Origin of the sequence: Saccharopolyspora taberi (assembly GCF_039534165.1) — a bacterium.
GTDB lineage: Bacteria > Actinomycetota > Actinomycetes > Mycobacteriales > Pseudonocardiaceae > Saccharopolyspora_D > Saccharopolyspora_D taberi.
This window is the reverse complement of sequence record NZ_BAAAUX010000020.1, coordinates 245,863-254,646: the sequence shown is the minus strand read 5'-3', so window position 1 is coordinate 254,646 and position 8,784 is coordinate 245,863. Positions and strand designations below refer to the sequence as shown.

General features: G+C 71.9%; 9 protein-coding genes and 1 pseudogene. 9 read left to right on the top strand and 1 reads right to left on the bottom strand.

Annotated features, from left to right (window positions below; translation table 11 throughout):
• Window positions 1-278: 278 nt before the first annotated feature.
• Window positions 279-1,130: a 1,2-phenylacetyl-CoA epoxidase subunit PaaC gene (gene paaC / locus ABD691_RS25775; RefSeq protein ID WP_344683944.1), complete on the top strand. Its 852-nt coding sequence runs from the start codon at window positions 279-281 to the stop codon at window positions 1,128-1,130.
• A gap of 157 nt (window positions 1,131-1,287) precedes the next feature.
• Entirely contained in the window at window positions 1,288-1,860 is a 573-nt protein-coding gene (locus tag ABD691_RS25770; RefSeq protein WP_344683942.1) for a hypothetical protein, read from the top strand.
• Between the two features lie 9 nt (window positions 1,861-1,869).
• On the opposite strand, the gene ABD691_RS25765 is transcribed toward ABD691_RS25770, so the two are convergent.
• Window positions 1,870-2,730, bottom strand: a complete 861-nt coding sequence (locus ABD691_RS25765) for an inositol monophosphatase family protein (RefSeq protein ID WP_344683939.1) — start codon at window positions 2,728-2,730, stop codon at window positions 1,870-1,872.
• 272 nt (window positions 2,731-3,002) lie between these two features.
• On the opposite strand from ABD691_RS25765, the gene ABD691_RS25760 reads away from it, so the two are divergent.
• The 7 genes and pseudogenes from ABD691_RS25760 to ABD691_RS25730 all read left to right on the top strand — a co-directional run.
• The gene (locus ABD691_RS25760; RefSeq protein ID WP_344683937.1) at window positions 3,003-4,115 is read left to right on the top strand and encodes a glycosyltransferase family 4 protein; all 1,113 of its coding nucleotides are present in this window, start codon (window positions 3,003-3,005) and stop codon (window positions 4,113-4,115) included.
• Window positions 4,116-4,212: 97 nt separating this feature from the next.
• The gene (locus tag ABD691_RS25755; RefSeq protein ID WP_344683935.1) at window positions 4,213-4,905 is read left to right on the top strand and encodes a demethylmenaquinone methyltransferase; all 693 of its coding nucleotides are present in this window, start codon (window positions 4,213-4,215) and stop codon (window positions 4,903-4,905) included.
• A gap of 220 nt (window positions 4,906-5,125) precedes the next feature.
• Window positions 5,126-6,424, top strand: coding sequence for a geranylgeranyl reductase family protein (locus ABD691_RS25750; RefSeq protein WP_344683934.1), 1,299 nt, complete (start codon window positions 5,126-5,128; stop codon window positions 6,422-6,424).
• A gap of 161 nt (window positions 6,425-6,585) precedes the next feature.
• On the top strand, window positions 6,586-6,951 hold the full coding sequence (locus ABD691_RS25745; protein WP_344683932.1) for an NADH-quinone oxidoreductase subunit A: 366 nt from the start codon (window positions 6,586-6,588) through the stop codon (window positions 6,949-6,951).
• 29 nt (window positions 6,952-6,980) lie between these two features.
• Window positions 6,981-7,658 (top strand): NuoB/complex I 20 kDa subunit family protein, encoded by a 678-nt coding sequence (locus ABD691_RS25740; protein WP_344683931.1) that lies wholly within the window; start codon window positions 6,981-6,983, stop codon window positions 7,656-7,658.
• A gap of 5 nt (window positions 7,659-7,663) precedes the next feature.
• Window positions 7,664-8,413: an NADH-quinone oxidoreductase subunit C gene (locus tag ABD691_RS25735; RefSeq protein WP_344683930.1), complete on the top strand. Its 750-nt coding sequence runs from the start codon at window positions 7,664-7,666 to the stop codon at window positions 8,411-8,413.
• A 28-nt stretch (window positions 8,414-8,441) separates the two neighbouring features.
• Window positions 8,442-8,784: pseudogene (locus tag ABD691_RS25730) on the top strand (NADH dehydrogenase subunit D); the annotation flags it as partial.

Here is an 8,784-nt window from a genome sequence, read left to right as displayed (position 1 = left end):
GCCAAGCCGCGCCGCCGGCGGCCAACCCCCGCGCCGCCGCTGCCGAGCCGCGCTGCCGCCGCTGCTGAGCCACCCCGCACCGCCGCTGCCGACCCGCGCCGCCACTGCTGAAGCCCCGCACCGCCGCCGCTGAAGCCCTGCGCCACCGCCAACCCCCGCGCCGCCGAACCCCCTGCGCCACCGCCGAGCCGCTCCGCCGCTGATTTCCGAATCATCCCGGCCGGTGTGACACTGGTCCGGGGTGGACCCCTGGGGGCGGGGTGACACTGAGGTGGGCCATGCACACTCCGGATACGCGAACCGAAACCTGGGTGCTGGGAGCGCCCAACTCCACTGTGGACAGAACAGTGCCCGGAGGGGTGTCCACAGCGGATCTCGCGACCTACTGCCTGATGCTCGGTGACGACGCGCTCGTGCTCTCCGGCCGGTTGTCGGAGTGGGGCGCGCGGGTCGCCGAGCTGGAGGAGGACGTCGTGCTCGGCGGCATCGCGCTGGACCTGCTGCGCCAGGCCAGGACCCTGCTGACCAGGGCGGGCGAGGTCGAGGGCGCGGGCAGGGACGAGGACCGGCTGGCCTACTTCCGGGACGCCTCCGAGTTCCGCAACGTCCGGCTCGCCGAGATCGCCTGCGGTCCCGGCCAGACCGGCGACTTCGCCGCGACCATCGCCCGCCTGCTGGTGCTGTCCACCTGGCGGCTGGCGATCTACGAACGCCTCGTCGGCACCCGCGACCCCGTGCTGTCCGACCACGCCGCCCGCTGCCTCGGCGAACTGACCGCCCACCGCGACCACGCCCTGCAGTGGACGATCCGCCTCGGCGACGGCACCGCCGCCTCCCGGGAGGCGATGGCCGCCGGGCTGGAGCGGGTCTGGCCGCTGACCGCCGAGCTGTTCCGGCCGCACCCGGTCGAGCTGGCGCTGGCCGAGGTGGGCTGCGCCGTCGACCCCTCGACGGTCCGGGACCGGGTGGCCACCACGCTCGACGAAGTCCTCTCGGTCGCCCGCCTGGACCGCCCGGATCCGGCGGTGTTCGACCGCTCCACCGGTCCCGGCGGCCGCGACGGCGTCCATACCGGTGCTATGGAGTTCCTGCTCGCCGAAATGCAGTACTTGGCCCGTTCGGCGCGGTAAATGAGTAGTTCTCCGCAAGAACGCCAGTACCCCGCGGGTGCACAGTGAAGCAATGGCCGGGAACCCAAACCCGGCGCGAGCCGTCGCACGGACGGGCTTCGGGATTGCGGTGGAGTCGGGGGTCGCTCCAACGCGGAGCGGAAGGGCACAACTCGACATGGACAGGTTCTGGGTGCAGGTGGTGATCGCACTGGTCGCGGGAGCGCTTGGCGCCGCGGCGGTGCTGACGTTCTACGTGTTGAAGCGGCAGGCGCGGGACCAGGCTCCGGAGCAGCCCCCGACCACCCCGGCGGAGCCGCCCTCCGCGCCGGACCGCTGGCTCCCGCAGCTCAGGCGGTGCGAGCAGGCGGTGCGCCGCGCGGCTCTGGCGGTCGACTCGGTGTCGTCGGCGCAGGCGCGCCAGGCGCTTCGGACGCTGGTGGTGCGCATGGACGCGGAACTGCCCAACGTCCGCGCGCTGGTCGAGCTCGGGCGCAGCCTCGATGCCGACGAGGTCCGCGAGGAAGCCGTGCTGCGCCGGGTCTTCCAGCAGCTCGACGACGCCGCGACGCGGTTCGGCATGATCACCGATCACGTGCTGGAGACGGTGGTGCAGCTGGTGGCCGACGCCGATCTCAGCCAGATGCACGAGCAGGTCATGGTGCTGCGGGAGCAGTTCCCGCTGCTGCGGCCGATGTCAGCGGTCTTCGGTCCGGCGACCGCTCCGCCCCGGTCGCTGATCTCCGCCTGAGCCGCGCGCTCAGACCGTGGATTCCGACCACCAGTGGAAGACCTTCTCGGCGACTCCCGGCGCGGCCACGAGCAGGCCGTCCGCCGGGATCGTCGCCCGCTCGCCGCGCCGGTCCAGCACCGCCGCCCCGGACTCCATCGCCAGCGCCAGCGCCCCGGCGACGTCCCACTCCTCGTACGAGTCCAGCACCGCCGCCGTCGCGTGCCCCAGCGCCACCTGGATGATCGCCAGCGCCGGTGATCCGAGCAGCCGGACGCCGACCTGCGCCGCGGTCGCGTTGGTGATGAACCGGTCCATGCCCTTCCACGGGCCGGTCCTGGTCAGCTCCGTGCACACGATCCCGGCCCGCGTTTCCTGCTGGTCGGACAACCGCACCGGGGTTCCGTTGGCGCGCATGCCGCGCCCGCGCGCCGCCGCGTAGATCTGGCCCCGGTAGGGGTCGGCCACCACCCCGACGACCGGGCCGTGCTCGTCGAGCATCGCCAGGCTGTAGGCGCACCAGGGAAGTCCGGCGACGTAGTTCGCGGTGCCGTCGACCGGGTCGACCGACCACCGGAACCGGGCCGAGCTCGACTGCGCCGCCCAGTGGTCGGCCACCGTCGTGCTCGGCGAGGTCTCGAACTCGTCGCCGAACACCGGGATCCCGGGGAACTCGTCGGCCAGCACCCGCCGGGTGTGCCGTTCCAGGATGCGGCCGGTGTCGGTGACCCAGTCGAACGGCGACTCGGTGGCCGCCGGCCGCGCTCCCCGGCCCGCCGTCTCGGTGATGACGTCGGCGGCGTCGTTGGCGAGACGCCCCGCGATCTCTAACGCTCGGGAAACCAGGCCGGGCTCGATCTGCTGAGCGGGCTCGGAGGGCAAGGCGGTCATGCCGCCTCAGCGTCATAGCGCTCGGTGACCGCCGCGCGACGCGGAGGTGGACGGGGAGGAATGACGAAGCCAAAAAGTGGGGTGCTGCGGTGGTTTCGGGTTGCGTGGCATATCCCGGTCCGGCCGCGGCTTCCGGAAAGCCCGCGCTGAGCCGGATTTCTCGGCCAGGAGGGTGACGTCCCGGGCGTGTTGGGGGTGTCTTCGGTTGCCGTTGGCGCGCGTGTCACGTTGCGGTCGTCTGATCGCCGGTCCGGCCGTTCACCGTGTCCTGCGTGCGCATCGCTATCGTGACCGAGAGCTTCCTGCCCCAGGTCAACGGGGTGACGAATTCGGTTCTGCGGGTGCTTGAGCACCTGCGCCGCCGAGGGGACTCGGCGATCGTGGTCGCCCCCGGTGCCGGCCCGGAGGACCACGAGGGCACCCCCGTCGTCCGGCTCCCCTCGGTGGACCTGCCGGTGGTCTCCTCGCTGCCGATCGGCTTCCCGACCCGGCGGCTCGTGCAGTCCCTCCAGGAGTTCCGGCCGGACGTCGTGCACCTGGCGTCCCCGTTCATCGTCGGCGCCCGCGGCCTCGCCGCGGCCCGCAAGCTCGGCGTCCCCGCCGTCGCCGTCTACCAGACCGACGTCGCCGGCTTCGCCGAGTCCTACGGCCTCGGCCTGACGGCCCGCGCGGCCTGGCGCTGGACGCGCAGGCTGCACTGCGGCGCCCAGCGCACGCTCGCGCCCTCGACCTGGGCGGTCGAGGCGCTGCGCGACCACGGCGTGCCGCGGGTGCACCGCTGGGGCCGGGGCGTGGACACCGCCCGCTTCGCCCCGAGCCGCCGCGACGCCTCGCTGCACGCGGAGCTGGCGCCCAACGGCGAACTGCTCGTCGGCTACGTGGGCAGGCTGGCGCCGGAGAAGCACATCGAACGGCTGGCGGTGCTCAACGACATGCCCGGCGTCCGGCTCGTCGTGGTCGGCGACGGGCCGCAGCGCGCGAGCCTGGAGGAAGCCCTGCCCGGCGCGGCGTTCCTCGGCCTGCGCACCGGCGACGAGCTGGCGCGGATCTACGCGAGCCTCGACGTCTTCGTGCACACCGGGCCCTACGAGACCTTCTGCCAGGCCGTGCAGGAAGCCATGGCCTCCGGTGTCCCGGTCATCGCCCCGGACGCCGGCGGCCCGCGCGACCTGGTCCTGCCCGGTCGCACCGGCTACCTCCTGCCGCCGGGCGACGCCGCGGCGCTGCGCGGCGCCGTCGACTCGCTGCGCGACGCCGACCTGCGCGCCCGCTTCGGGCAGGCCGCCCGCGTGGCGGTCGCGAAGCGGACCTGGCCCGCGGTGTGCGAGGAACTGGTCGGCCACTACCTCGACGTGCTGGGCACGGCCTCGCGCGCGGCGGCCTGACGTGGCGTTGCCCGACCTGGTGCGGCGCCGGCTGGGCACGGCCTCGCGCGCGGCAGCCTGACCCGACCGGCCCATCCGCGGGGCGTAGGCTGCGGGCGTGGCTAGGGCAGGTTTGGACAAGGATCCGCGCGAGGTCGCCGCGATGTTCGACGGCGTCGCGGGGCGCTACGACCTGACCAACACGGTGATCTCCTTCGGCCAGGACCGGCGGTGGCGCCACATCACCCGCCGGGCCCTGGACCCCAGGCCCGGCGAGCGCGTCCTCGACCTGGCCGCGGGCAGCGGCGTCTCGACCGTCGAGTTCTCCAGGTCGGGCGCGTGGTGCGTGGCCGCCGACCTGTCGGTGGGCATGCTCCGGGCCGGCCGCAAGCGGGCGGTGCCGATGGTCGCGGCCGACGCGCTGCGGCTGCCGTTCGCCGACGACTCCTTCGACGCGGTGACGATCATGTTCGGGCTGCGCAACCTGACCGACACGGTGGCCGGGCTGCGCGAGATGGCCCGCGTGGTCCGCCCCGGCGGCAGGCTGGTGGTCTGCGAGTTCTCCACGCCGACCTGGCAGCCGTTCCGCTCGCTGTACATGCTCTACGTGATGCGGATCCTGCCGCTGGTCGCGGGCACCGTGGCCTCCAACCCGGAGGCCTACACCTACCTCGCGGAGTCCATCCGCGAGTGGCCCGACCAGCGCGCCCTGGCTGGCAAGATCGGCGAGGCGGGCTGGGAGCGCGTCGCGTGGCGCAACCTGACCAGCGGTGCCGTCGCCGTGCACCGGGCCTTCAAGCCCGGCGCGTGAGCGGACGGCCGGACGCCGGAGCGCCCCAACGGGCGAAGCCGGCCCCCGCAGGCACCGCCGCCTCCGTCGGCCGGTCGGCCGACAGCTGTGTTCACCTGCGGCGATAGTCACCCGGGCGGCCTATTTCGCGGGCTCGATCGCGGGCTGGTCGCGGCTTAGACTCGGGAATTAGTGAACTCGTTCACAAGCGGGTTCGGGGAGTCTGAGCAATAGGAGTGTCATGACGAGCGCCACCAGCCGCCGCGGGCCGAACGACGACGCCGACGTCATCGTCGTCGGTGCCGGTCCGGCCGGCTCGACGGCCGCGACGTACCTGGCCCGCGCGGGCCTGGACGTCCTGCTACTGGAGAAGAGCACCTTCCCGCGCGAGAAGGTCTGCGGGGACGGCATCACGCCCAGAGGCGTCAAGCAGCTCGTCGACCTCGGCATCGACACCCGCGAGGAGGCGGGCTGGCTGCACAACCGCGGCCTGCGGGTGGTCGGCGGCGGCGTGACCGTCGAGCTGGACTGGCCGAGCCTGGCCGACTTCCCGCCCTACGGCGTGGTCCGTCCGCGCAACGACTTCGACGACATGCTCGCCCGCGCCGCCCAGCGCGCGGGCGCCCGGATGGTCGAGGCCACCACGGTCACCGGAGCAGTGACCGATGAGCGGACCGGACGCATCACCGGCGTCGAGGCCAAGACCGGGAAGGAACGCGTTCCGGTCACCTACCGGGCGCCGCTCGTGCTCGGCTGCGACGGGGTGTCGGCCCGGCTGGCGCTGTCGATGGGCATCGAGAAGCGCGACGACCGCCCGATGGGCGTGGCCGTCCGCCGCTACTACGACAGCCCGCGCACCAAGGACGACTTCCTGGAGTCGCACCTTGAGCTGTGGGACCGCTCGAACCCGGCCAACCCCGTCCTGATGCCCGGTTACGGCTGGATCTTCGGCATGGGCGACGGCACCGTCAACGTGGGTCTCGGCGTCCTGTCGACGTCCAAGGCCTACGGCAAGACCGACTACCGGCAGCTGCTGCGGTCCTGGCTCGACGGGACCCCGGAGGAGTGGGGATTCCGCGAGCCCAACGCCACCGGCAAGATCGGCGGCGCCGCGCTGCCGATGGGCTTCAACCGGGTCCCGCACTACCGCGACGGGCTGCTGCTGGTCGGCGACGCGGGCGGGATGGTCAACCCGTTCAACGGCGAGGGCATCGCCTACGCCATGGAATCCGCGCGGCTGGCCGCCGAGTGCGTGGTGCACGCGCTGTCCCGGCCCGCCGGGCCGTCCCGGGAGCGGGCGCTCGGCCGGTACCCCTCGGCGGTGTCCGAGGCGATGGGCGGCTACTTCCGGATGGGCAACATCTTCAGCAAGTTGATTGGCAATCCCACGGTGATGCGGATGGCCACCAAGCACGGTCTGCCTAGGACGACCCTGATGCGATTCGTGTTGAAACTGCTGGCAAATCTCTACGACGCGAAGGACGGTGACGCCATGGACCGTGTGATCAGCGCCACTACTCGCCTCACCCCTAGCGCCTGACGGCGCGAGTCTGGTCAGATGTTCCCTGCGATGTGTGGGAAGTCATAAAGTTAGGTTCGCCTCACTACGGAACCGGCACGGCCGACCGCATAGAGTGCGCAACTACAAGCCGTGAACGTGATTTCGGTCTCGGCGGGGGCCACCGAAGGAGGGCAGCGCAGGTGCTTGATCCCTACATCCCCTTGGTGCTGATGTTCGCGTTGGCGCTGGGCTTCGCGGTGTTCTCCGTGGCGATCGCCCCCCTGGTCGGTCCCCGCCGGTACAACAAGGCCAAGCTCGACGCCTACGAGTGCGGCATCGAACCCTCGCCGCAGCCCGTCATCGGCGGCGGCCGGATGCCCGTCGCCTACTACCTGACGGCGATGCTGTTCATCCTCTTCGACATCGAGATGGTCTTCCTCTACCCGTTCGCGGTCTCCGCGGACGCCCTCGGCCTGTTCGGCGTGGTCGAGATCGTGTTGTTCATCGCCACCGTCGGGTTCGCCTACGTCTACGTGTGGCGGCGCGGCGGACTGGACTGGAACTAGCCGCAGCGACGCGGGAAGGAGTGCCGGAGATGGGGCTGGAAGCAAAGCTGCCGAACGGCATCCTGTTGGCCAACGTGGAGAAACTCGTCAACTGGACCCGGAAGACTTCCATGTGGCCGGCGACCTTCGGGTTGGCGTGCTGCGCGATCGAGATGATGACCGTCGGCGGTTCCCGCTACGACATCGCCCGGTTCGGCATGGAGCGCTTCTCGGCCACTCCGCGGCAGGCCGACCTGATGATCGTCGCGGGCCGGGTGACCAACAAGATGGCCCCGGTCCTGCGCCAGATCTACGACCAGATGCCCGAGCCGCGCTGGGTGCTGGCGATGGGCGTGTGCGCCTCGACCGGCGGCATGTTCAACAACTACGCCGTCGTGCAGGGCGTGGACCACGTCGTCCCGGTGGACATGTACCTGCCGGGCTGCCCGCCGCGGCCGGAGATGCTGCTCGACGCGATCCTCAAGCTGCACGCCAAGATCATGGACGAGCCGATCAACGCGAAGCGGGCCGCGCTGCGCGCCGAGAGCGGCGCCCGCACCGAGCTGGTGCCCTCCTCCGAGCGCTACGCGCCGAAGAACCGCTCGCAGCGCAAGCGCGCCGAACGCCAGCAGGCCGCGCAGCGGCGCGAGATGGGCGGCGGCTCGGTGGCGCTGGAAGGCCGGAAGACCGGCGAGAAGAACTTCGAAGAACTCGGCGCGGGCAGGTGAGTCCGATGACCCAGAACCAGACCACTCCGGACCCCGGCGAGCCGGGCTCCAGCGCGGAACGGCCCGGCGGCCTGGTGCCGGCCGCGGGCGGCGCGGAGGTCGTCGCGGGCCGGGCCCGGCAGGGCATGTTCGGCGTCCGCGGCAGCGGCGACACCTCCGGCTTCGGCGGCCTGCGGCTGCCCGCCTACGTCCCGCCCCCGGCCGAGCGGCCCTACGGCGGCTGGTTCGACGACGTCGCCGACGCGCTGCTGGAGTCGTTGCGCGCCAAGGACGTTCCGGCCGACGCGGTGCAGCAGGTGACCGTCGACCGCGGCGAGATCACCTTCTACGTCCACCGCGACCACCTGCTGGAGACCTGCCGCTCGCTGCGCGACGACCCGGCGCTGCGGTTCGAGCTGTGCAGCTCGGTGTCCGGTGTGGACTACGGCACCGAGGTGCCGCAGCGGCTGCACTCGGTCTACCACCTGACATCGATGACGTACCGCCGCCGGATCCGGGTCGAGGTGGCGTTGGACGTCGACGATCCTCATGTCCCCTCCGTCGTCGAGGTCTACCCGACCGCCGACTTCCAGGAGCGGGAGGCGTGGGACATGTTCGGCATCGTCTACGACGGACACCCCGCGCTGACCCGGATCCTGATGCCCGACGACTGGGACGGGCATCCGCAGCGCAAGGACTACCCGCTGGGCGGGATTCCGGTGGAGTACAAGGGCGCCGAGATCCCCCCGCCCGATCAGCGCAGGGCCTACTCGTGAGCCGGGCCGCAGCGAAGGGGTGCTGGAGATGAGTACCGAACCACTGGTCGACCCGTACGCGGCGTCCGCCAGGGAGACCACCGAGGGCCGGGTCTACACGGTCACCGGCGGGGACTGGGACGAGTTCATCGGCGAGACCGCCGGTGAGGAGCGGGTCGTCATCAACCTCGGCCCGCAGCACCCGTCCACGCACGGCGTGCTGCGGCTGGTGCTGGAGCTGGAGGGCGAGACCGTCACCAAGGCCCGGTCGGTGATCGGCTACCTGCACACCGGGATCGAGAAGAACGTCGAGTACCGCACCTGGACCCAGGGCGTCACGTTCGTGACCCGCATGGACTACCTCGCCCCGCTGCACAACGAGGCCGCGTACT